At 70.8% G+C, this 21,985-nt stretch carries 19 protein-coding genes; 12 read left to right on the top strand and 7 right to left on the bottom strand.

Annotated features, from left to right (window positions below):
• The first annotated feature begins 47 nt into the window (after nucleotides 1-47).
• Nucleotides 48-2,048 carry a nucleoside-diphosphate sugar epimerase/dehydratase gene (locus Manayef4_RS05490; RefSeq protein WP_070130859.1) on the top strand — a complete coding sequence of 667 codons (2,001 nt, stop codon included), beginning with the start codon at nucleotides 48-50 and terminating at the stop codon, nucleotides 2,046-2,048.
• Between the two features lie 159 nt (nucleotides 2,049-2,207).
• Here Manayef4_RS05490 and Manayef4_RS24775 read toward each other — a convergent pair whose 3' ends face one another.
• Nucleotides 2,208-2,375, bottom strand: coding sequence for a hypothetical protein (locus tag Manayef4_RS24775; protein ID WP_023840357.1), 168 nt, complete (start codon nucleotides 2,373-2,375; stop codon nucleotides 2,208-2,210).
• A 723-nt stretch (nucleotides 2,376-3,098) separates the two neighbouring features.
• Entirely contained in the window at nucleotides 3,099-4,139 is a 1,041-nt protein-coding gene (locus Manayef4_RS05485; protein ID WP_035731585.1) for an NAD-dependent epimerase/dehydratase family protein, read from the bottom strand.
• A gap of 164 nt (nucleotides 4,140-4,303) precedes the next feature.
• Between Manayef4_RS05485 and Manayef4_RS05480 the strand changes: the two genes are divergently transcribed.
• The 3 genes from Manayef4_RS05480 (at nucleotide 4,304) to Manayef4_RS05470 (ending at nucleotide 6,523) form a co-directional block, all read left to right on the top strand.
• On the top strand, nucleotides 4,304-5,083 hold the full coding sequence (locus Manayef4_RS05480) for a NeuD/PglB/VioB family sugar acetyltransferase (RefSeq protein ID WP_070130858.1): 780 nt from the start codon (nucleotides 4,304-4,306) through the stop codon (nucleotides 5,081-5,083).
• Nucleotides 5,084-5,154: 71 nt separating this feature from the next.
• Nucleotides 5,155-5,910: a tyrosine-protein phosphatase gene (locus Manayef4_RS05475; RefSeq protein ID WP_070130857.1), complete on the top strand. Its 756-nt coding sequence runs from the start codon at nucleotides 5,155-5,157 to the stop codon at nucleotides 5,908-5,910.
• Between the two features lie 85 nt (nucleotides 5,911-5,995).
• Nucleotides 5,996-6,523, top strand: a complete 528-nt coding sequence (locus tag Manayef4_RS05470) for a lytic transglycosylase domain-containing protein (RefSeq protein WP_070130885.1) — start codon at nucleotides 5,996-5,998, stop codon at nucleotides 6,521-6,523.
• A 50-nt stretch (nucleotides 6,524-6,573) separates the two neighbouring features.
• Here the strand turns inward: Manayef4_RS05470 and Manayef4_RS05465 are convergent, their stop codons facing one another.
• Nucleotides 6,574-6,780 carry an RNA-binding S4 domain-containing protein gene (locus tag Manayef4_RS05465; protein ID WP_173645788.1) on the bottom strand — a complete coding sequence of 69 codons (207 nt, stop codon included), beginning with the start codon at nucleotides 6,778-6,780 and terminating at the stop codon, nucleotides 6,574-6,576.
• 279 nt (nucleotides 6,781-7,059) lie between these two features.
• Between Manayef4_RS05465 and Manayef4_RS05455 the strand changes: the two genes are divergently transcribed.
• The 7 genes from Manayef4_RS05455 (at nucleotide 7,060) to Manayef4_RS05425 (ending at nucleotide 15,614) form a co-directional block, all read left to right on the top strand.
• Nucleotides 7,060-8,625 (top strand): helix-turn-helix domain-containing protein, encoded by a 1,566-nt coding sequence (locus Manayef4_RS05455; protein ID WP_083282290.1) that lies wholly within the window; start codon nucleotides 7,060-7,062, stop codon nucleotides 8,623-8,625.
• A gap of 216 nt (nucleotides 8,626-8,841) precedes the next feature.
• Nucleotides 8,842-9,873: an ACP S-malonyltransferase gene (locus Manayef4_RS05450; RefSeq protein WP_070130854.1), complete on the top strand. Its 1,032-nt coding sequence runs from the start codon at nucleotides 8,842-8,844 to the stop codon at nucleotides 9,871-9,873.
• Complete coding sequence (locus Manayef4_RS05445; protein WP_175443329.1) at nucleotides 9,870-10,817, top strand: beta-ketoacyl-ACP synthase III; 948 nt, start codon at nucleotides 9,870-9,872, stop codon at nucleotides 10,815-10,817. The genes Manayef4_RS05450 and Manayef4_RS05445 overlap by 4 nt, the downstream gene beginning before the upstream one ends.
• 192 nt (nucleotides 10,818-11,009) lie before the next feature.
• On the top strand, nucleotides 11,010-11,258 hold the full coding sequence (locus Manayef4_RS05440; protein ID WP_011437861.1) for an acyl carrier protein: 249 nt from the start codon (nucleotides 11,010-11,012) through the stop codon (nucleotides 11,256-11,258).
• Complete coding sequence (fabF, locus tag Manayef4_RS05435) at nucleotides 11,255-12,481, top strand: beta-ketoacyl-ACP synthase II (RefSeq protein ID WP_011437862.1); 1,227 nt, start codon at nucleotides 11,255-11,257, stop codon at nucleotides 12,479-12,481. The genes Manayef4_RS05440 and fabF overlap by 4 nt, the downstream gene beginning before the upstream one ends.
• 238 nt (nucleotides 12,482-12,719) lie before the next feature.
• Nucleotides 12,720-14,129 carry a carboxyl transferase domain-containing protein gene (locus tag Manayef4_RS05430; RefSeq protein WP_070130853.1) on the top strand — a complete coding sequence of 470 codons (1,410 nt, stop codon included), beginning with the start codon at nucleotides 12,720-12,722 and terminating at the stop codon, nucleotides 14,127-14,129.
• A gap of 132 nt (nucleotides 14,130-14,261) precedes the next feature.
• Nucleotides 14,262-15,614, top strand: coding sequence for an MFS transporter (locus Manayef4_RS05425; protein ID WP_070130852.1), 1,353 nt, complete (start codon nucleotides 14,262-14,264; stop codon nucleotides 15,612-15,614).
• Here Manayef4_RS05425 and Manayef4_RS05420 read toward each other — a convergent pair.
• Both Manayef4_RS05420 and Manayef4_RS05415 read right to left on the bottom strand, forming a co-directional pair.
• The gene (locus Manayef4_RS05420) at nucleotides 15,574-18,057 is read right to left on the bottom strand and encodes an AAA family ATPase (protein WP_070130851.1); all 2,484 of its coding nucleotides are present in this window, start codon (nucleotides 18,055-18,057) and stop codon (nucleotides 15,574-15,576) included. The genes Manayef4_RS05425 and Manayef4_RS05420 overlap by 41 nt on opposite strands.
• 2 nt (nucleotides 18,058-18,059) lie before the next feature.
• A complete protein-coding gene (locus Manayef4_RS05415; protein WP_070130850.1) occupies nucleotides 18,060-18,779 on the bottom strand; it encodes a hypothetical protein in 720 nt (239 codons plus the stop codon).
• Nucleotides 18,780-19,285: 506 nt separating this feature from the next.
• Here Manayef4_RS05415 and Manayef4_RS05410 point away from each other — a divergent pair.
• A complete protein-coding gene (locus tag Manayef4_RS05410) occupies nucleotides 19,286-19,708 on the top strand; it encodes a hypothetical protein (RefSeq protein ID WP_011437867.1) in 423 nt (140 codons plus the stop codon).
• Here the strand turns inward: Manayef4_RS05410 and Manayef4_RS25700 are convergent.
• On the bottom strand, nucleotides 19,672-20,868 hold the full coding sequence (locus Manayef4_RS25700) for an NTP transferase domain-containing protein (protein ID WP_254665475.1): 1,197 nt from the start codon (nucleotides 20,866-20,868) through the stop codon (nucleotides 19,672-19,674). The two genes, Manayef4_RS05410 and Manayef4_RS25700, sit on opposite strands and share 37 nt — an antisense overlap.
• Entirely contained in the window at nucleotides 20,865-21,851 is a 987-nt protein-coding gene (moaA, locus tag Manayef4_RS05400; RefSeq protein ID WP_070130849.1) for a GTP 3',8-cyclase MoaA, read from the bottom strand. The genes Manayef4_RS25700 and moaA overlap by 4 nt, the downstream gene beginning before the upstream one ends.
• Between the last annotated feature and the right edge of the window lie 134 nt (nucleotides 21,852-21,985).

Here is a 21,985-nt window from a genome sequence, read left to right as displayed (position 1 = left end):
ATGAGTAGTCATTCTTTTACTCTTAGACACGCTTACTCTATGGCCTCATGTGGAGACGTAGAGTAGACGGAGTGGGTCATGGTCGGTGGACAGCGCACATCGCACGGCGCGTCTCCCGGCTCAACCTCCGTCAGCGGGTCGGCCTGCAGATCACTCTGGACAGTGCGGCGCTGGTCCTGGGCCTCATCTCGGCCCAGATCGGCCGCCTGGACTTCACGCTCGGCGCGCTGAGCGATCTCGGCTTCTGGGTCATCTGCACGCTCGCCGTCTGCGTGCTCCACTTCCTGGGCACCGCCCTGCACCTCTACCTGGGGCGCTACCGCTTCGGCGGCTTCGAGGAGGTCCTCGGCCTGCTCGTGTCGGTCCTGCTCACGGTCGTCAGCGTGGCCGTCGTCATCGCCGCGTTCGGCTCCCCGAGACCCGTCCCGCTGAGCGTGCCGCCACTGGGCGGYGCGGTGGCCCTGGTCGTGATGTTCGGCATCCGCTACCTCTGGCGGCTGACCGAGGAACACCTCCGTCGGCCGAGCAGGGAGCACGCCGAACCGCTCCTCGTGTTCGGCGCCGGTGACGGGGCTGAACGGGTACTGGCGGCCATGCTGCGCACCCGGAACAGTCCTTACTACCCGGTCGCGCTGCTCGACGACGACCCGAGCACACACAACCTCCAGCTACTCGGGGTCCGGGTACGTGGTGGCCGGGAGCGAATCGGCGCCGTCGCCGAGTCGACCGGGGCCAGGACCCTGCTCGTGGCGATCCCCAGCGCTGACGGCCCACTGCTGCGGGAGATCAGCGCAATCGCCGAGGGCGCCGGGCTGACCGTGAAGGTGCTTCCCCGCGTCGCGGACCTGATCGACGGGCGGGTCGGCGTCGGGGACATCCGCGACCTCGACCTCGCCGACCTCCTCGGCCGGCGGCAGATCCGCACCGACATGTCCGCCGCCGCGAGCTACCTCRCGGGCCGACGGGTGCTCGTGACGGGGGCGGGCGGATCGATCGGTTCGGAGCTGTGCCGTCAGATCTCCGGCTACGGGCCGGCCGAACTGATCATGCTGGACCGGGACGAGTCGGCACTGCGCGCGGTGCAGCTGTCGATCTCCGGCCGGGCGATGCTCGACGACGACGCCATCGTGCTGGGCGACATCCGCGACATCGACCTGATGACCACGCTGTTCACGGAGCGCCGGCCCGAGGTCGTCTTCCACGCCGCCGCGCTCAAACACCTCCCGCTGCTCGAACGCTTCCCCGGCGAGTCGGTGAAGACCAACGTCTGGGGCACTCTGACGATCCTGGAGACGGCCGTGGCCTGCGGCGTCGACCGGCTGGTCAACATCTCCACGGACAAGGCGGCGAACCCGACGAGCGCCCTCGGCTACTCGAAGCGGATCACCGAGCGGCTCACCGCGTGCCTCGCCCGCCGGGCCCGCGGAACGCTGGTCAGCGTCCGGTTCGGCAACGTCCTGGGCAGCAACGGCTCCGTCCTGACCGTCTTCGCCGGCCAGCTGGCCGCCGGCGGGCCGATCACCGTCACCCACCCCGAGGTCACCCGGTACTTCATGACCATCCACGAGGCGGTGCAACTGGTCCTGCAGGCCGGGGCGCTGGGATCACCCGGCGAGGCCCTCGTGCTCGACATGGGCGAGCCGGTGCGCATCGCGGACGTGGCCGCCCGGCTCGTGGCTCGGGAGAACCGGCCGATCGAGATCGTCTACACCGGGCTCGGCCCCGGCGAGAAGCTCCATGAGGAGCTCCTCGGTGCGGGCGAGGACGACCATCGACCACACCACCCGCTGATCTCGCACGTGGACGTGCCCGCCCTGGACCCGACCCACGCCCTCGCCCTCGATCCCTGGGCCCCGCCGGAGGAGGTGCTGGCCGAACTCGCGGCCCTCGCCGGCGCGGACGCCGCGGCGGACGAGGTCCCGGCAGGCGCGGACCGACCCGGGGACGGGGGCGCGACCGCAGGCGGACCCCTGGCCGCCGCGGACGTGACCGGGCGGATTCCCGTCCAGCCCACGGCGTCCAACCATCAACCGCATCCRGCCCGGTGACGTTTGGGATCATCGGGTCCTGGCGGGCGACCACACATCCGGCGCAGCCTTGAGCCGTCGCCAGATCAGCGGCGGCCGGGCAGTCCTCATCATTCCTCCGGTGGAAGCAACTGGGCCAGATCCAGTCCGCGGAGGCCAGACAGATCTGGGCCTGGATTGTCATCGGTCGAGGCCGTCGACCGCACGGGACCGGATCGCGGCGAGGATCTGATCCCAGATCGTGGCGGGCAGGCGGATCTCCCGAAGGCCCAGATAGCCGTAGCGCAGGTCAACGTGACCGTCCGCGTGGCGGACCAGGCCGCCGGCTTTAGCCGGCGGAGGAGTCACGGCCGTCGGAGCCGCTGATGCAGGAACTCGGCCGCCGGGTTGCCGCCGTCTGAGCCCGCGCCGAGTGGTTACAGATCCGGTACGTCTGGTTCCGTCCAGACCGTGCCAAGGCTAGCCTCCCAGCATGGTCTGGAACAAGCGCGGGAACACCGGTGGCGGCGCCTCGTCCGGCAGCGGGGGCACGAAGCGTGGCGGGTCGGGAAGGACTCCGCTCAACGACGGCGAAAGATCAACAACCCTCACCTGCCCCCGCTGCCAGGGCGAGGGGCAGATCGGCAACCCGGCCGCGGAAAAGGATGAAGACGGCACGTTCACCGGCCGTGACCTGATCAAGTGCCCCCGCTGCGGCGGCAGTGGGACGGTGAAATCCAAATGAGTGAGCCGGTGCCGTTCATCCGCATCCGGTGCAACGCGTGCCGCCGACGGGTGAGTCGGGAGATGGAGAACGCGCGTAAGGGTGGTGCGGGCCTGCCGAGGCTGGAGCGTGATCTCGGACCGTGCCCTCACTACCGAACGGTGTGGCGGGAGGGGATGGGTCCGGGGACGGAGCCGCCGCCGGACCCATCGACGCCGGAGGAACGTCGCCAGGGCCCAGTCTGACCCCGGGCACGCCAAACGACGGCCCAGGCACCCGCGAGGGACGGCCAAGACATCTTGGTGGTGCGGGAGTGCCTGGACGGCCGAGAGTTTGTCGGATGCCGGCGGATGATCCGCCATCCAGGCTCAATCCCGGTCACCGTGGACGGCGGACGCGGGCAGCATCGCGTCCGGCGGCCCGGCGGCTGGCGGCCCGGCGCGGTCCGCCCCCAGCCGGTCGGCGTACCAGGTCACGGTTGCCGCCAACGCGGTGGTGAGATCCGCCCCGGTCACGTCCGGGAACAGCGAACGCATCGTCGTCGTGTCCGCCTGGGAGTCCCAGATCTCCCCGGGCCGGGGCGCGGCGTGCTCGACGACCAGCCGCCGGCCGAGAATCTCCTCCAGCCGGGCGATCAGGGTGAGCAGATCGGTACGGGTCCCGGACCCGATGTCGACCGGGTGTGGATGGGTCAGCCGGCGGCACACCGCATCGCACAGCATCCCGGTGACCAGCTCGACAGGGATGAAATCGCGCGTCTGCCGGCCGTCCCCGCGCACCGTCAGCGGCCGGCCGGCCAACGCGGCCTCGATGAAGGTCGGCACCACGGCCGCGTACGCGTGCCCGGCGGACTGGTACGGGCCGAACACGTCGAACAGCCTGACCGTGAGCACCGGCAGACCGAAACTGGCCTGGTAGGACAGCGCATATCCCTCGGCGGCGAGCTTCGAGGCCGCGAAGGGACTGCGCGGAAGGCACGGGGTGCCCGCCGAGGGCGACAGCGGACCCGCGCCAGCGGCGGCCGACCGATCGCCAGCGGCCGACCGGTCACCATAAACCGATGAGGAGGATACGACGACGACGTGCGTCTCGGCCCGGTGGGCGACGCCGAGCACCGTCAGGGTGCCGGTCGCGTTCACCGCGTGGGTGGCCATCGGGTCGAGCAACGACCGTTCGACCGACGGCCGGGCAGCCAGATGCACGATGCTCGACGCCCCGGTGCACGCCTGTTCGACGAGCGTCCGGTCGGTCACGCTGCCGACGACGAGCTCGGCCGGCAGCCCCGCGAGATTCGACAGCGCCCCGGTACTGAGATCGTCGATCACGACGACCTCCGTGCCTGCCGCGAGGAGCGCTCTGGTCAGGTGGGCCCCGATGAAGCCGGCCCCACCCGTCACGACTACCTTCACCATTCATCACCCTTCGAGATCACGATGATACAGATAGTAGTATGATCGGTCGCCTACACCGGCCATCTCTTCACGAAGAGCGACACCACGCCAGCCAGGATKGCTCATCCAACTACTCTGAGTGTCAGATTGAACTCGCCTAGATCGGGGTCTACGGTCGCCGCGTGCCCGCTCACCTGCGCTCGCTGGTCATCGTGGGCGCGGGAGGGCACGGCCGGGAGCTGCTCGATCTGGTGGAGGCGGTCAACGCGGCCACCGAGGGTCCCCGCTACGACATCCTCGGCTTCGTCGATGACGACCGTGTGGACCCGGATCCACTCGCCCGGCGCGGAGCCGTGCTCCTCGGTGGACTCGACCTACTCGATCGACTTGACGCCGACTACCTGATCGGCTTCGCCGACGCGGCCACCCGGTCCCGCGTCGACCGGTACGCCAGCGCCCGCGGCCGACRACCGGCGACCCTCGTCCACCCCCGGGCCAGCGTCGGAGGTGACGTGAAGCTCGGGCCGGGTACCGTCGTCTGTGCTCTCGCCAGCATCACCACCAACGTCGAAACTGGTCGGCACGTAGTGGTGAACATCGGCGCCAGCGTGGCGCACGACTGCCGCCTGGGTGACTACGTCACGGTCGCGCCGGGGGCCCGGCTCTCCGGTGCGGTGGCCGTCGGCGCGCGGGCGTGGATCGGCGCRCAGGCGAGCATCGTCGGCCTGCGCAGCATCGGCGACGGGGCGGTTGTGGGAGCTGGGTCCGTCGTCACCGACGACATCCGGGCCGCGCAGGTCGTCGCCGGGGTGCCCGCCCGGCCGATCCACGTCGCACCCGAGCACGTCRCACCCGAGCACGTCGCACCCGACCAGCCGCAACCCGAGTCGGGTGGGGCACGCACGACGGCGAGGCTCGCCAAACCTCCGCCCAGTCAGCGGGGCGCCCCACCGTGCGGCTGATCCGGCTGCGCCCCTGACCCARCTGCGTCCAACGGGCCCAGCGGCACCGTCTCGGGCTCTACGATCAGCGTGTGGAGCGATGGTTCAACATGTCGGGTTGCGACAACGCGCGAGATCTGGGTGGGCTGCCCACCCTGGACGGTGCAACCACCCGATGGGGGGTATTCCTGCGCACCGACTCCGTCCAGGCCCTGACAGACGGTGACGTGCTCACGCTGCGGGAGACATTCGGGCTACGCATGGTCATCGACCTACGGGCCAAGGAGGAGGCGGAGCGGGAGGGCCGCGGGCCGCTCGCCTACGAACCGGTCACTTACCACAATCTGTCCTTTCTCCCCGGTGAATGGGTGATGMCGGACGATCCGCGCTACCCTGCCATCGTCAAGGACCGCGACTCAGCCGACCGGATCGAGCACTACCTGGACTACCTGCGCCTGGCCGGGGACTCGGTGGCCAGGGCGCTGCGCCTGCTGGCCCAGCCGACGGCGGGCCCGGCCCTGTTCCACTGCGCGGCGGGAAAGGACCGTACCGGCGTGCTCGCGGCCCTGCTCCTCAGTCTCGTCGGCGTGCACCCCGAGGCGATCGTCGCCGACTACGTCCAGACGAACGAGCGCATCGACCGGGTCAACGCCCGCCTGGCCGACCGACCGTCCTATAACCACTCGGTGACCTTGCTCACCTCGGGCCACCTGGCTTGCCGGCCCGAGGTCATGCGGGGCTTCCTGGCCGGTGTCGACGCCGGTTGGGGCGGTCCCGCGGCCTGGGCTCGGCACGCCGGTCTCACCGAGACCGACCTGCGGTCACTGCGCACGGCCCTGGTTGGATAGCTTCGCGTTGACGAAGGCCCCCGGGACATGGCATGACGACGTGGGCAACGAGACATCCCCGATCCCGGGGACGGACAATGTGCGGATGATCAATGGGGTGCCCGCACGTTCTACCCTGGCCGCGTTCATCGTCATCACCCTGATGAGCGGCTGCGGCGTACTGCGGTACCCCCACGTCGACGTGCCCGACGACCTGGTCCCGGTCTTCCGGTCCGCGGCGGCGACCTACGGTGTCCTGACCGCCGCGCAGCTCGCGGCGCAGGCCCGGGTGGAGAGCAAGTTCGACGCGCAGGCGGTCTCGCGCGCCGGCGCCCGGGGCATCATGYAGTTCCTCCCCACCACCTGGGCCGAGTTCGGGATCGACGGTAACCACGACGGGATCACCGACCCACTCGACCCGCTCGACGCCATCCCGTCCGCGGCCTTCTACGAGGCCCGGCTCGCCCAGGAGGTCGGGTATCTACCCGGTGACCGGGTCTCGCTGATCCTCGCCGCTTACAACGCCGGCCCGGCCGCCGTGCGAACCGCCGGGGGCATCCCCGACTTCCAGGAGACCAGGGCCTACGTGACAAAGGTCCACGACTGGGCGGCCACCTACTCCGACCGGCTCTGATGTCCGGCRACCGGCAGACGCCCGGCGACCGGCAGAGTCGTGGCGATGGCTCACAGGACCCGAAGTGCCTCRCCGGCCACGGCAACCTCGTCCCCCGGCGCGAGCTGCCGGCCCCGCCGGGTCTCGACCTCCCCGTTGACCCGCACCATCCCGCCCGCGAGCAGCTCCTTCACCTCGGATCCGGCCTCGACCACATCCGCGAGCTTGAGGAACTGCCCCAGCCGTATCCCGTCTCCACGAATGCTCACCTCGCGCATACCCGCAGCATCCCGCATCGCCTCCGCTCCCGCCCCACTCCCACTCCCACTCCCACGCCCACGCCTACGACTCCTGCTCCTGCTCCTGCTCCTGTGGCCTTTCCCGCCTCGACACCATCCCCCGTTCGGTGAATTCCACGCCCGGGACCAGGCCCGACCGACCGGGGCATCCCGACCGATCAGGATCGGGCCCCCATCCGCACCACCCGTCGGAGCCACATGACAGGACCGGCAATATGACGGGACCGGCAATACACAGGGGTGCGGGACGGCTGAGGCATGCTGACGGACGTGGCAGCCTCTTCCTCGGATTCCTCCTCGGACACAGTGACTGGGACAGCCCGCCTTGAACCGGGGGCGCCCCCCGTCCCGACACCGGCAGGCGAGATCGAGCCGAGCCCCGAAACCGAGCCGAGCCCCGAAACCGGGCCGGTGCCGGAGCAATCCGTCGACTACCCGGAGCCGCGTATCCCCGATCTGGGCAACCCGTGGTCGGCCGGCGGGGCCAGCCCCAGACCCGCCGGCGACCAGGCCCGACCCACATCGACCGGGAGCACATCCGGCGGAGAAAGCACCAGCGAGGTGATCCGCCGGGTGGAACGGTCGAGCGGGATGCTCGCATCCCGGGCGGCGGCCCGGATGGCGGAGGCGCTGCCCTGGTTCCCGGCCATGTCGGCGAGTCACCGCGCCGGAATTCAGCTCGTGGTGCAGGCCGGCATCTCGTCGTTCGTGGAGTGGTGCCGGCGGCCCGAACACGCCCGGGATCTGTCCGAGGACGTCTTCCGRGTCGCCCCGCGGGAACTCGTCCGCGCCGTGACCTTCCGCCGACTCGTCGATCTGGTCCGGGTCGCGGTGGAGGCGATCGAGGCCGAGGTGCCGAACCTGGCCGGCCCGGAGCACGAACAACGGCTGCTCGCCGATGTCCTGCGTTACTCCCGTGACATCGCGTTCGCCGGCGCGGTCGTCTACGCCCGCGCCGCTGAGGAACGCGGTGCCTGGGACGCCCGGCTGGAGGCGCTGGTCGTCGACCACGTGGTCCGGGGCGAGGTCGACCGGGCGCTGCCGTCACGGGCGGCCGCGGTGGGCTGGCGTAACCCGCCGTCCGTCACCGTCATCGTCGGCACGGCCGGGAGCAACTCGCCGGAGGTGGTGGTCGATGAGGTGCACCGGCTCGCCCGCATGGCCCAACTGGAGGTTCTCGCCGGGGTCCACCACGATCGCCTGGTGATGGTGGTCGGCGGGAATTTCACTGCCGGCAGGGACGGCGTCGGCCGTCCCGAGATGACCCTCCAGCCGGAGAACAGCGTCGAACCTCCCGCCACCGCGGGTACCCGTCCGGCCGGCGGCACCGCGCCGGTGAACACTGTCCTGGACGCGGCCCGGGCACTGCTTCCCGCCTGCGGGCCGGGCCCGGTGGTGGTCGGCCCGGTGGTCGGTGACCTGACCGGGGCACCGCACGCGGCGCGGGTCGCCCTCGCCGCCACGGACGTGGTCGCCGCCTGGCCAGCCGCACCCCGGCCGGTCATGGCCCGCGCTCTGCTCCCGGAACTCGCCCTCGCGGGGAACGTCGACGCCCGGCGGGCGCTCATCGACGAGGTGTACGCCCCGCTGCGCGACGCCGGTACCCCACTACTGGAGACCACCGGGGCCTATCTCGACTTCGGCTCGTCGCTGGAGGCGACGGCCCGGGCGCTGTATCTCCACACCAACACGGTCCGCTACCGACTCCGTAAGGCCGCCGAGGTGTGCGGGCTGGATCCGGCGGACCACCGCGAACGCTTCATCCTGCATATTGCGCTCGTTCTGGGACGCCTCGACGGTGTGTTACCTACAGGCAAAACATGATCATTCAAGTCGTCCCACGACCCTCTCACCCCCGCGCGAGAATGGTCACATCGAACTACTTTGCAGGTCCGTCATGCCATTMCAGGCCGATGTCGGCGTCGCGCAGTAACGTCCGATCCAAACAGATCGGTTTGTAGGACACCTACAACAGCCGGTCGACACATCGGTGAGTGGCCRCCAGCGACAACCGGTCCTCGTGAGGGGTTAGGTGAACAGGTGCTCGCGATCCTCGCGCCCGGCCAGGGTGCACAGACCCCCGGACAGCTCCGCGCCTGGCGCGGTCTCGAGGGGGCGGAAGAACGGCTGCGCTGGTGGTCCGCCGCAGTCGGGATCGACCTGCTCGAAGCCGGGTGCGAGGCGCCCGCCGAGACGATCCGGGATACGGCGATCGCCCAGCCGTTGATCGTCGCGAGCGGGCTGATCGCGGCCGAACATCTCGGGCTGCCGGTCACCTCCCCGGTCGRACCGGACACCCTGGTGCTGGCCGGTCACAGCGTCGGCGAGATCACCGCCGCGGCCCTCACCGGCACCCTCACTGCCGAGGAGGCCCTCGTCTTGGTGGCCCTGCGGGGACGCGCGATGGCCGAGGCGTCCGCCCGGGTCGAGACCGGCATGACGGCGCTGCTCGGCGGTGATCCCGAGGCGGTGGCCGCCCGGTTGAGTGAACTCGGCCTGACCGCAGCCAACCGCAACGGTGCCGGGCAGATCGTCGCCGCCGGCACCGCCCGCGACCTCGCCCGGCTCGCCGCGGAGCCGCCCGCGGGTGTCCGGCTGCGTCCCCTGTCCGTCGCCGGCGCCTTCCACACCCGGCACATGTCCTGCGCGCGCGACGCGCTGGCCGCGGTCGCGGGTGGCCTCCGGCCCGGGGTACCGCGGGCCGCCGCGCTGTCCAACGCCGACGGGGCGATCGTCACCGACCCGGCCGAGCTGATCAGCCGGCTGGTGGCCCAGGTCGCGGCGCCGGTCCGGTGGGACCTGTGCCTCGCGACGCTGCGCGATCTCGGGGTCGGTGCGGTCATCGAACTCCCCCCGGCCGGCGCTCTCGCCGGGATCGCCCGCCGGGAACTGCCCGGTGTCACGATCCACGCGGTGAAGAGCCCCGACGACCTGCCCGCGGCCCGCGAGCTGGTCRCCGAGTACCTCGGCGCCGAACTCCTGAGCGCGGTCCCGGCAAGCCTGGCGGACCCAACCCCCGGAACTCCACCGGGCTCGACGACGGACGACGCCCTGGTGGGAGCGCAGGCATGACCGAGCTGACCGGTGCCCGCATGCTCGGCCTCGGCGTCTACCGTCCGGCCCGGGTGGTGACCAACGACGAGATCGCCCAACGGGTCGACACCTCCGACGCCTGGATCCAGGCCCGTACCGGCATCGCCAGCCGGCGCATCGCCGACGACGAGGAAACCATCGTCGCGATGGGCGCCGCGGCCGCGGAGAAGGCGCTCGCCGCCGCCGGCCTCACCGCCGACTCGATCGATCTGGTGATCGGGGCGACCTGTACCTCTCCCTCCCAGATCCCGGGTGCCGGTCCGCAGATCGCCCATCGCATCGGGGCCGGCCGGGCCGGGGCGTTCGACATCAACGGCGCCTGCGCCGGTTTCAGCTACGCGGTGTCGACGGCCGCCGACATGGTGCGCGCTGGCACCCTGCGCAACGTGCTCGTGGTGGCCACCGAAAGGCTGTCGGACTACACCGACTGGGACGATCDCAGCACCTGCATCCTGCTCGCCGACGGTGCCGGAGCAGCCGTGATCGGCCCGGCGGAGACCAACGAGATCGGCCCGGCGGTCTGGGGGCACGACGGATCCCGGCCCGAGACGATCCAGGYTCCCGGCTACGGCGACAACTCCTTCCGCATGGAGGGCCAGGCGGTGTTCCGCTGGGCGATCTCCCTGGTCCCGGTCCTCCGCCAGATCTGCGAGCAGGCCGGCGTGGCACCCGAGGACCTCGCGGGTATCGTTCCGCATCAGGCTAACCTGCGGATCGTCGAAGCGTTGGTGACGGGTATCGGCGCCACGAACGCTGCCGTTGCCCGCGATGTGGTCGATGCYGRCAACACCTCCGCCGCAAGCATTCCGCTGGGACTCAGYCGGTTGCTGGAGAGCGGCGAGATCCGCCGGGGAGACCCGGTGCTGCTGTTCGGCTTCGGTGCCGGCCTGACCTACTGCGGGCAGCTCGTGCGCTGCCCCTGACAACCTCGACCAACCCTCGACCAACCCTCGACACCGCACCGCGACCGTCCCGCACCGCACTGCGGCGAGGCGTCCGATGACCATCAGCCCGACCGCGCCCCTGATCCAGGCGCCCACGCTTCCGCGCTGGTACGCGGCAGCCCCGCGCACCACTCGCCACCGACCGACAACATCCCATCAGGAGGAACGATCATGTCCCAAGCTGACATCCTCGCCGGTCTCGCCGTCATCCTCGAAGAGGTCGCCGGTGTCGACCCGGCCGACGTGACGGCCGACAAGACCTTCATCGACGACTTGGACGTGGACTCGCTGTCCATGGTCGAGGTGGTCGTCGCCGCGGAGGAGAAGTTCGGGGTGAAGATCCCGGACGACGACGTGAAGACCCTCAAGACCGTCGGTGACGCGGTCTCCTACATCCAGCGGGCAGGTGTCGCGGCGTGACCACGCCCCCCAGGCAGGTCGTCGTCACCGGCCTCGGGGCTACTACTCCCCTCGGTGGCGATGTCGCCTCGACGTGGGAGGGTCTGCTCTCGGGCCGCTCCGGCGTCCGGCGTCTCACCGAGGGCTGGGTCGAGCAGCTCCCGGTCCATATCGCCGCGCCGCTGGCGGTCGAGCCGCCGCTGGGTCGGGTCGAGGCTCGTACCCTCGACCGCAGCCAGCAGATGGCTCTGACCGCCGCGCGTGAGGCGTGGGCTGACGCGGGCTCACCCGAGGTCGACCAGGAACGCCTCGCCGCGTGTGTGGCCTCGGGGATCGGGGGCGTGCTCACCCTGCTCCACCAGCATGACGTGATCCGGGAGAAGGGCCCCCGGCGGGTATCCCCGCACCTGGTGCCGATGCTCATGCCGAACGGCCCGGCCAGCACCGTGGGCCTGGCGTTCGGCGCGAAGGCGGGGGTGCACGCCCCGGTCAGCGCGTGCGCCTCCGGCTCGGAGGCCATCGCGCTGGCGCTGGACATCATCCGGGCCGGGCGCGCCGACGTCGTGATCGCCGGCGGTACCGAGGCGGCGATCTCGGCGCTGACCATGGCCGGCTTCGCGCAGATGCAGGCGCTGTCCCGCCGCAACGACGCACCCGAGGCCGCCTCCCGTCCGTTCGACAAGGCGCGGGACGGCTTCGTGCTCGGCGAGGGCGCGGCAATCCTCATCCTCGAGGCGGCCGAGCACGCGGCCGCCCGCGGTGCCCGGGTCCACGGCACCCTGGCCGGCGCCGGCATCAGCTCGGACGCCTACCACATCGCCGCGCCGGAGCCGACCGGTGCCGGCGCGGCCCGGGCGATCCGGGCGGCGCTGCGGTCCGGCTCGTTGGAACCCCGTGACGTCGTCCACGTCAACGCCCACGCCACGTCCACCCCCGCCGGTGACGCGGCGGAGGCGCTGGCGTTGCGCAGCGCCTTCGGTGACCACATCGACGAGATCGCGGTGACGTCGACCAAGTCGACCACCGGGCACCTGCTCGGTGCCGCCGGCGCGGTAGAGGCCGTGTTCAGCGTCCTGGCGCTGCGGGAGCACCTGGTTCCCGCGACGCGCAACCTCGACGCTCTCGACGACGAGATCGCGCTCGACGTCGTGCGGATCGACAACCGGACCATCCGCCCGGGCGCCGCGCTGTCGAACTCGTTCGGGTTCGGCGGTCACGACATCTGCCTGGCCTTCACCGCCTGACCGTCGGCAGGCTGGTCGGCTGGTCGGCTGGTCAGACGTCCACCGCCCGCACCACCACCAACCGATGTCACCCGCGGCGGCGCCGGCCACCCCACCGCCGCCGCGGCACCGCCCGCCGTTTCGGCGAGCGTCATGGTCGCCGGACCGAGTGCCCAGCGGAAGCCGGCGCATACCACAGGTGGTCGCGTATCGGCCTCCTGCGAAGCAGTCCGACGCCGCTCAGGCAAGGAGACGCACGGTGAGTCTGTCCACGATCGACCGAGTCGACCCCCGCACACCTCAGGCTCGGCTCGCCCGGTTTTTCGATCCAGACACCCTGTCGCTGTTCGCGGTCGGCGACCCGTCCGGAGTCGTTGCCGGGCAAGGGCTTGTCGGCGGGAACGAGGTTGTCGCCTTCGCGACAGATCCGACGGTACAGGGTGGCGCGATGGGGCGCGACGGCTGTGCCCGCATCGTTCATGCCATCGAGTCCGCCGTCCGGATGAACTGCCCGGTCGTCGGGATTTGGCACTCGGGAGGCGCCCGGCTTCAGGAGGGTGTCGCCTCGCTTGACGGAGTCGGCCGGATCTTCGCCGCCACGGTGCGGGCCTCCGGCCGGATCCCGCAGCTCTCGCTCGTGCTCGGGGCCGCCGCCGGCGGAGCCGCCTACGGGCCGGCCCTGACCRACATCGTCATCATGGGCCCAGGGGCGAAGGTGTTCGTCACCGGCCCGGACGTGGTGCGTTCGGTGACCGGTGAGGAATGCACCGCCGACAGCCTGGGTGGGCCGGACGTGCACTCCAGGCGCAGCGGCGTCGTGCACGTGACCTGCGACTCCGAGGACGAGGCCGTGGAGCGGACCCGGGCGGTCGCGGTGCTGCTGGCCGATCAGCGCGACATCGGCCCCGTCACCGGACGCGAGCTCGGGGAACTGCTGCCCGACAATCCTCGGCGGGCCTACGACGTGCGCCCGCTCGTGAAGGCGGTGCTCGACGACGAGGACGAGGCCGTCGAGCTCCACCCGAGGTGGGCGCCGAACATCGTGACGGTGCTGGGGCGCCTCGGCGGACGTACCATCGGGGTGGTCGCGAACAACCCGCTGCGCCGTGGTGGATGCCTCGACGCGACCTCGGCCGAGAAGGCCTCCCGGTTCGTCCGGATGTGCGACTCCTTCGGTGTTCCGTTGGTCGTGCTCGTTGACGTGCCCGGTTACCTGCCGGGTGTGGGCCAGGAATGGGAAGGCGTGGTCCGGCGGGGAGCGAAGCTGCTCTACGCCTTCTCCGAGTGCACCGTGCCGCGCGTCACCGTCGTGACCCGCAAGGCGTACGGCGGAGCGTACATCGCGATGAACGCCAGCAGCCTGGGCGCGACCGCCGTGTATGCCTGGCCGACCGCCCAGGTCGCCGTCATGGGCGCCGAGGCCGCCGTCGGCATTCTGCACCGCCGCAAGCTCGCCGAGGTCCCGGCCCAGCGCCGCCCCAGCGTCCTGGCGGAGCTGACCGAGGAGCACATCCGCACCGTCGGTGGCATCGACCGCGCCGTGGAACTCGGCGTCRTCGACGCGGTCGTCACCCCCGCCGCCACCCGGGGCGCGGTTGCCTCCGCCCTCGCCGACGCACTGACCCGTTCCCGCCCCGACAAGAACGTGCACGGCAACATCCCCCTGTAACATCCGGATCCCTGTTACCGGATCCCTGTTATCAGAGCCATTCTGTTACGAGAGTCCACCCTGGAGGAAAATGTTTACCTGATGCGAAATAACGATCTGCCGGCCGGCGTTGCCCTCCCTGGAGGTGCACGTATGACCCTGCAGATGGAGAAGGTAGCCGGTTCGGCATCGAAGGCGACAGGTGGCACGTTCGCTGCCCTGCGGGTGCCGAACTTCCGGCTCTTCCTCGGCGGCCAGATCGTTTCACTCTGCGGGACATGGATGCAGACCATCGCCCTCGGCTKGCTGGTCCTCTCGCTCGGCGCCTCCGGCACGGCGCTCGGCCTGGTCACCGCCGCCCAGTTCCTGCCGGTGCTGTTCTTCGGGCCCTACGGCGGTCTGCTCGCCGACCGGACGGACCGGCGCCGCCTGCTGATCTGCACGCAGGTGGGCTCCGGACTCGCCGCGCTGGCACTGGGCATCCTCGACCTCACCGGTACGGCCCAACTCTGGATGGTCGGGGTGGCCGCCGCGCTCATCGGCCTGTGCAACGCCATTGACAACCCGGCCCRGCAGAGCTTCGTCCAGGAGATGGTCGGGCCGGAGCACCTTCCGAACGCGGTCACCCTGAACTCGGTCGCGATAAACGCGGCGCRCATCGTCGGCCCGGCGATCGCCGGCGTCGTCATCGTGCTCGCGGGCACCGCCGGCTGTTTCCTCATCAACGCGGCCTCCTTCGGCGCGGTCCTGTTCGCCCTGCACCGCATGGACATCTCAGCGCTGTATGATCATCCGCCGATACACCGGGCGCCGGGGCAGCTGCGGGCCGGCTTCGCCTACGTGCGCCGCACGCCGGCGCTGCGCGTACCGTTGGTCATGATGGTGATGATCGGCACGCTGTCCTACGAGTTCCAGGTCGTGCTGCCGCTCCTGGCCCGGGAGACCTTCGGGGGCACCGCGGCCACGTACAGCCTGATGACCTCGGCCATGGGGGCGGGCGCGGTCGTCGGCGGCCTGCTGGTCGCCCGCCGCCGCCGGATCGGGCCCCGAGCGCTGAGCCTGACCGCGATGACCTTCGGTGTCATCCTGCTGCTCGCCGCCGCCGCGCCGACGCTGCCACTCGAGATCGCGACGATGGTGCTGCTGGGCGCGACGAGCGTCGCCTTCATCTCGACCGGGAACGCCACGGTCCAGCTCTCGGCCGACCCGGCGATGCGTGGGCGGGTGATGGCGCTGTGGTCGGTCGCGTTCCTCGGCACAACGCCGGTCGGCGGCCCGATCGCCGGCTGGGTCGCCCAGGCCTTCGGCGCGCGCGCCGGGTTGCTCCTGGCCGCGGGTGCGGCCATCGGCGCGGCGTTGTACGCCTTCGGCTCCCTTCGGGCCACGGCCGTGAAAGGCATGGCCGTGAARGGCATGGCCATGAAGGGCACGGCCATGAAGGGCACGCGCCCGGACCCGGGTCGGCTCAGTCCGATCCGGCCCCGGGTGCCGCCTCGGCGGGGCTGACGGCCGCCCGGCCGAGGTCGGGGAGCGTGTGCAGCTCATGGGTCTGCCCGCGATGAGCCTGGACCGCGTTGGAATGATAGCTCTCGGCGACAGCAAGGAAGTCGGGCTCGTGGTAACGGCGGCCGTCGACGGTGGGGCCCAGGTACCCCTCCATGATGGCCTCCACATCCTCACCAGTGATCGTCTTGTGGGTCTCCAGCGCGTGGGTGAGGGCCAGGATCTCSCGCCGGTTCGCGGCGAGCACCTCCTCGGTAYGGGCATAGAGCTCCCGAAGTTTGCCCTCGACCTGCTCGCCGAACGGCYGGTCGGCGTCGATGGAGGCGTTACCCATCTCCTGTTCCAGCATGGACAGGCGCGAGGCCAGGGTCTCCCCCATCGCCGCCGAGGAGATGAAGTTGGCCACGAGCAGGGTCGCGCTGCGCAGGTCGCCGCCGACACCGACGGTGTTGTCCCCCTCGAAGAACATTCGTTCGCCGACGAGCGAGGCGAGGGAGACCATCACCTGCACCTCGATCTCGGACTTCCACATGAACATGCGGTCCTCGACCGCGACGTGCGCCACGAACCCGCCGACGCCACCGCGGCGTTCGATGGTGGCGAGGTCGATCACCCGCCCACGCTGCATCCGGTAGGCGACGACGGCGTGGCACGCCTCGTGCAGGGCGATGCTGTGCCGTTCCCGGTCGATGTGCTCGTGGTCGTCGGCGAGGCCGTATTCCTTGATCACCCTGGCCCGGAGCATGTCCTGCCAGGTGATGACCTCCCGGCCGTCCTTCACCGCCTGGACCAGGGCCTCGTTGACGGTGTCCTTGATGGTCGCCCCGGTGGMCTCCGGGCTCATGATGGCCAGCCGGTCGATCTGATCCGGCGTGAGCTCGTGGCGCACCTTCGACAGATAGCCCTCGAAAGTGCGGATCCGCCCCTCCTTGCTGGGATAGCMCACCTTGTACTGCCGGTCGATGCGGCCGGGGCGCAGCAGTGCCTCGTCAAGCGACTGCGGCATGTTCGTCGCCATCATGACGAGGATGCGGTATTTGGGCGGTGGCTTGGGCCGCATGCCCAACGTCCGGCGCACCACCCGGTTGAGGAAGCCCCGCGGCTTCTTCAGGCCGGACATCTCGGTGAGCAGCGCCTGCAGGGTGCCGTCGAAACCGCCGCCGCCCCCGCCCATCACGAACTGCTCACGGGTGATCTCCGCGCGGGCCGCCTCGCTCAGGTAGGACAGGCCGTTGCACAGGTCCCCCGGACCGCCCTCGCCCACCGATCCGGGCCGGCCGGCGAACCGGCGCCCGGCGCCGGTCGGGAACGCACTCGCCGAGACCCGTCCCGCCGGGGCCGCGCTCACCGGGACGAATGCGGGCGACCCGGAACGGGCAAACCACGACCGGGCACCGGTTCCGGCCCCGCGGCCGAATCCCCCGGCGAGCTGACCCCGGCTCCCCAGCGTGTCGGCCTCGTCAAAGAAGACGATCACCCCGCCATAACGCAGGGAGAGCTTGYGCAGCTTGCGGAACAGCGATTTCACCTTGAGGATGCCGACCCCGATGAACATCGCTTGGAAGGCACCCGGGTCGACGAACACGAAGGGCTTCCCGGTCTCTCCCGCGACCGCCTCGGCGATGAGGGTCTTGCCGGTGCCCGGTGGCCCCCAGAGCAGGATACCGCCGGGAACATGACCACCCCGGCTCTCGATCTCCTCCGGCCGCTCCAGGTAGAAAACGTTCTCCTTCACCCGGCTGACAACGTGGTCCTGCCCCCACACGTCGGCGAAGCGGGTAGTGATGTCCTCGGGGAAGTAGACGTCGACGCCGCCCTTGGACAGGAACCAGAACATCACGACGAACTGGCCGACGACGAGGGCCATGAGCAGGACGATCTGCAGGACCGCCGGGATGGCCTTCCAGACGGCGCCGGGGACGTTCACCATCGCGTCGAAGACCGAGGTATCGGCCAGGCGGGCGTAGACGAACAGGGCGAGCGCGGCCCCGACGATCCACTTCAGCGCACGGCTGACCCGGTACCGGTTCCAGTCGTTGAGCCGCAGCAACCGACGCTCGGCCTGCCCGAAGACCCGATCGGTCCAGAAGACGTAGTAGCCCGACCACCGTTCGCCCAGGAACATGTGGAGCTGGTGCACCAGTTCCACGCCCAGCAGGGCCAGGACCCACCAGCTGTTCCTGGCCTGGATGCGGATCGAGTCGGCCCACGTCATCAACGGGTTGCCGGACACGTCGGCCGCCACGACGAAGAYGAAGACCGCCCCGAGCAGGAGCAGGAACTTCACCCGGTCCCAGAAGGCGAGGGGACGGCGGCGTGGCTTGCCGGCGGTCGCGCTCGCCGRCTTCGCATCCGTGCCACCGGGGTCGGGACCAGCCAGACCGGCGGCATTCGGCTTCGGGTCCCCGCCGTCGGCGGTCCCACCTGCCTGGTCTCTCACGCCCATGACTACTGACCTCGGTCCGTCGGCTCGATCGTGAAGGACTTGGCGACATCGCCGATCTGCTGACCATGCGTGGCGTAACACAGCGACGAACACGCGAGGATCAGCTGGTAGAGCACTCGCTGCCCGTTGTCGAGCAGGCTCGTCTGGTCAATGGTGACCAGCCCGGCCTGGGTCTGCACCTGGTAAACGAGGTGCACCCCGTGCACACCATCCTTCTTGTGCACAACCTCGTCCGCGAGTAGCAGGAAGTTCGGCGTCAGCCGCGCACCGTAGGGGTTCTGCCGCACGGCCTGCTCCTGCGCGGCCACCGCGTCGTCGACGGAGAGGACGARGTTGCGCAGATCGTTGGTGGAGACCGCGTTGGCCTCCTCCGGGAGCAGGTGGCGAACCTGGACGAACCCCTTCGGCTGCGTTGCGTCCGGCACGAGGAGCCGGGTGTTGTCGAACCGCTGGGCCGCGTCGATGCCGACGACCCATTCCCGCGACATGAGACCGCGCAGCATCTCGGGGCTGACATTGCGGGCGTCGATCCCGAAAAGCGCAGGTCCGGGCATCTCCTGGTGATTCCACCCGGTCGGGACACGCACAAACGCGCCGTCCTTCTTGTTGGTTACGTATTCGTAACTCGGCGAGCCGCAGGCAGCGGCGGCGAGGAACACCGAGACGATTACGCTGAGCAGCAGCAGGGTGCCAGGGGCGGACTTTCGGCGCGGACGTGTCATCCGACGTCGAGCCTCCACGGCGAACCTCCAGCTTCGCGAGGTTGAACACATGGTGCGGCGCCGGGCCATGGTCCTTTGCTTTCCTTCGAAAAGTGTGACTCAGGACGGGGTCGACCTACGCAACCTTCGCCAAAAAGAGAGGAAGTACATACCCTCCGCTGTCGGATGCTCCGGGTGCCCGACGCCACTCCGGCACGCCGAACCCCGATTCGGTGACCGCAGGAGTCAAGGAGATCACAATAAGTCATGATCTTCCTGCGGGGCAACACGAACGCCAACCTGGAGGTGGACGCCGCTGCCCGGGCCTCGGATCGGCGTGTGCGGCATACCCCGATCCCCCCGTGGTCGAACCAACGTCCCCGGGCATACCGCACGCCTCCTCCAGATCGGGCGCCGGATCGGGCGCCGGGCCGGGCGAAACGCCATCCCGGGTGAGGCACCGTGGCCGCACTCGGACGGTGCGGCCACGGTCGGGCCGAACGCGGCATCCCAGGCACACTGTCGGTATGGCGCACTATCGGCATGGTCGTAAGGTTCCCGCGCTTCGTCCCGCGCGGCGGCACCTCATCGGCGGACTGACGGTGGTCGCGGTGTTCGTCCTGGTGGGGCTGGCCGCCTGGAACCCGATCGCGGCCCTGCCAGCACTCGCCGCGATCCTCATACTCGGCGTGATCGACTGGGTCGTCGTGACGGCCTCCCCCACCTCCGGCGACCTGCCCTCCGGACCTGCCGCGTTCACCGGGGACGAACCCGGCTGGGAGGGCGGGATGGACACACCGACGCAGGTGCTGCCGCGACTGACCTTCGGATACGCGCGGGCGTCGGCGCGTGGCGAGGAGTACGCGGAGCCGGACCAGGACGCGGTGCGCACCATGGCGATCGACATGCGCGGCTACCTCGACGAGGCGGGTCCGGGCCGGATGGGCTGAGCGGGTCCGGTCCCCGCCCGCGCCCGCGCCAGGAGGCCGARCACGGCCGACGTCGCCGCGCGCGCAGCCGCGGCCTCCCGCTCACCATCCGTACCCCCCTCGCCTCCGCCCTCCTCACCGTGGGCACCGCCCGCGTTCCGGCCGGCGGCCAGACCAACCAGGAACGCGGTGAGTGGCGCCGCGGGACGCGCGACCCCGTGGGCGACGTCGCGCGCGAGATCGAGGACGGCGCCCACGTCGATCCGTGCCGCGTCGAGGCCGAGCTCGGCGCAGACGTCCGACACCCACTGCGCCAGGACGTCCCGCTCCAGGAGGTTCTTGTCCCGAACGTTCTTGTCCCGAACGTTGCCGGCACCCGAGCCGACGGCCGCGKCGGGCGGCGGGCGATGACGTCCGGCCTCCGGGGGCGGCGGGCGATGACGTCCGGCCTCCGGGGGCGGCGGATCCGCCGAAGCCCGATGATCGGACCACGACTGGTGATCAGGCTGCTGGTCATCGGCGGAGGTCATAGGCCTATCGTGCCGGGCCGGGCCACGCTCGCCCACCGCGGCCCAGCTGCGGGCCCGCGCCACATCCGCCGGTTCGTCGCAGTCGAGGCAGGTCCGGGCGTGCGCCCGGACCGCGGTCACCGGACGGTCTGCGAACAGGCCGCGCACCGGGCGCCCGATCGGATCGGCGGGTAGCGCCGCCCACAGCGAGGCCGTCCGCCACACCGCGGCCAGAAACTGCCGGCGGCCGTCCGGGTCGACCAGCAGCGCGGCCTGCGCCGCGGGGTCCGCGACCCCGCGGCGCAGCAGCGCGATCTCCCGGCCGGTCAGGAACGGCAGGTCGGCGGCGAGGACGGCGACGAACGGTGTGGTGATCTCGACAAGGCCGGCGGCGATCGCCGCGACCGGTCCCCCGCCGGGCGGATCCTCCCGACACCAGCGCACCCGACCAGGCGGAATCGGATCGACGGCCAGGTCGCGCCGGGGACCGACGATGACCACCCGTTCGGCGTCCAACACCGCGGACAGCACCCGCTCGAGCAGGGTGGAACCGCCGACCATCACCGCCGGCTTGTCCCGGCCGCCGAGCCGGCGCGCCCCACCCCCGGCCAGCACCAGGGCACTCCAACCCGCGGGGACACCGGCATACGACCCGGACCGGGCCACCGTCATCCGCCGATCGCGGACATCGGCCGGTCCGGCTGCCGAAAGGTCGGTTCGTCGATGCCGTGCCCCGCCTTCTTGCCCCGCACGGCCGCCCGCCACAGAGCCGCGAGCCGCTCGTCGTCCGCGCCGGCACGCATGGGGGTCCGCAGATCGCTCTCCCGCCGGGCGAACAGACAGTCACGTACCTGGCCGTCGGCGGTCAGCCGGACCCGGTCACAGGCCGCGCAGAACGGCGCCGACACCGAGGCGATCACCCCCACCCGCCCGGGCCCACCGTTCACCTCGAACAACTCGGCGGGCGCACTGCCGCGGCCCGGCAGCGGCGTGAGGGTGAACTCCGCCCGCAGGCAGGCAAGGATCTCGCCGGCCGTCACCATCGTGTCCCGACGCCACGCGTGCTGCGCATCCAGCGGCATCTGCTCGATGAACCGCAGCTCGTAGCCCTCCCGCAGACACCAGCGCAGTAACCGGGGGGCTTCGTCGTCGTTGACGCCCCGAACGAGGACGCTGTTGACCTTGACCGGGGTGAACCCGCTCGCGGCGGCGGCGGACAGTCCTGCCAGCACGTCACCGAGCCGCTCCCGGCGGGTGATCCGGACGAACCGGTCCGCGTCCAGCGTGTCCAGGGAGACGTTGATCCGGTCCAGACCGGCGGCCCGCAGCGGGCCCGCCAGGCGGGCCAGGATCAGACCGTTCGTGGTGACGGACAGTTCGGGCCGCGGCCGCAGGGCCGCAAGCCGCGCCACCAGCTCCACCAGACCCGGACGCAGCATGGGCTCACCGCCGGTGAGGCGAACCTCGGTCACGCCGAGCCGCCCAACCGCGACGCCAACCAGCCGGACTACCTCGTCGTYGGTCAGCATCCGCTCGCCAGGGAGCCACGCGAGTCCCTCGGCCGGCATGCAATAGGTACACCGGAGGTTGCAGCGGTCCGTCAACGACACCCGCAGGTCCGTCGCGATGCGACCATGGGTGTCGGTGAGGCTCATTCCTCCAGGGTAAGAGCCGTTCGTCTGAGTCGCGGCTCGTCCCGAGTCGGGCCACGCGGCGGCGGACTCACCGGCGGGACGCGATCGGGACGGAGAGGCCACGACGTGGGCAGTCGGACCGTGGCCGCCCCGAT

Source organism: Frankia sp. CgMI4, assembly GCF_001756285.1.
Taxonomy (GTDB): Bacteria; Actinomycetota; Actinomycetes; order Frankiales; family Frankiaceae; genus Frankia; species Frankia casuarinae.
The sequence above is the reverse complement of the archived record's forward strand: the minus strand, read 5'-3'. Positions and strand labels throughout refer to the sequence as shown.

Excerpts from the sequence above, each read along its gene's own strand:
- Manayef4_RS05440 (WP_011437861.1), top strand. The coding sequence starts at position 11,010 with ATGTCCCAAGCTGACATCCTCGCCGGTCTCGCCGTCATCCTCGAAGAG.
- Manayef4_RS05410 (WP_011437867.1), top strand. The coding sequence starts at position 19,286 with ATGGCGCACTATCGGCATGGTCGTAAGGTTCCCGCGCTTCGTCCCGCG.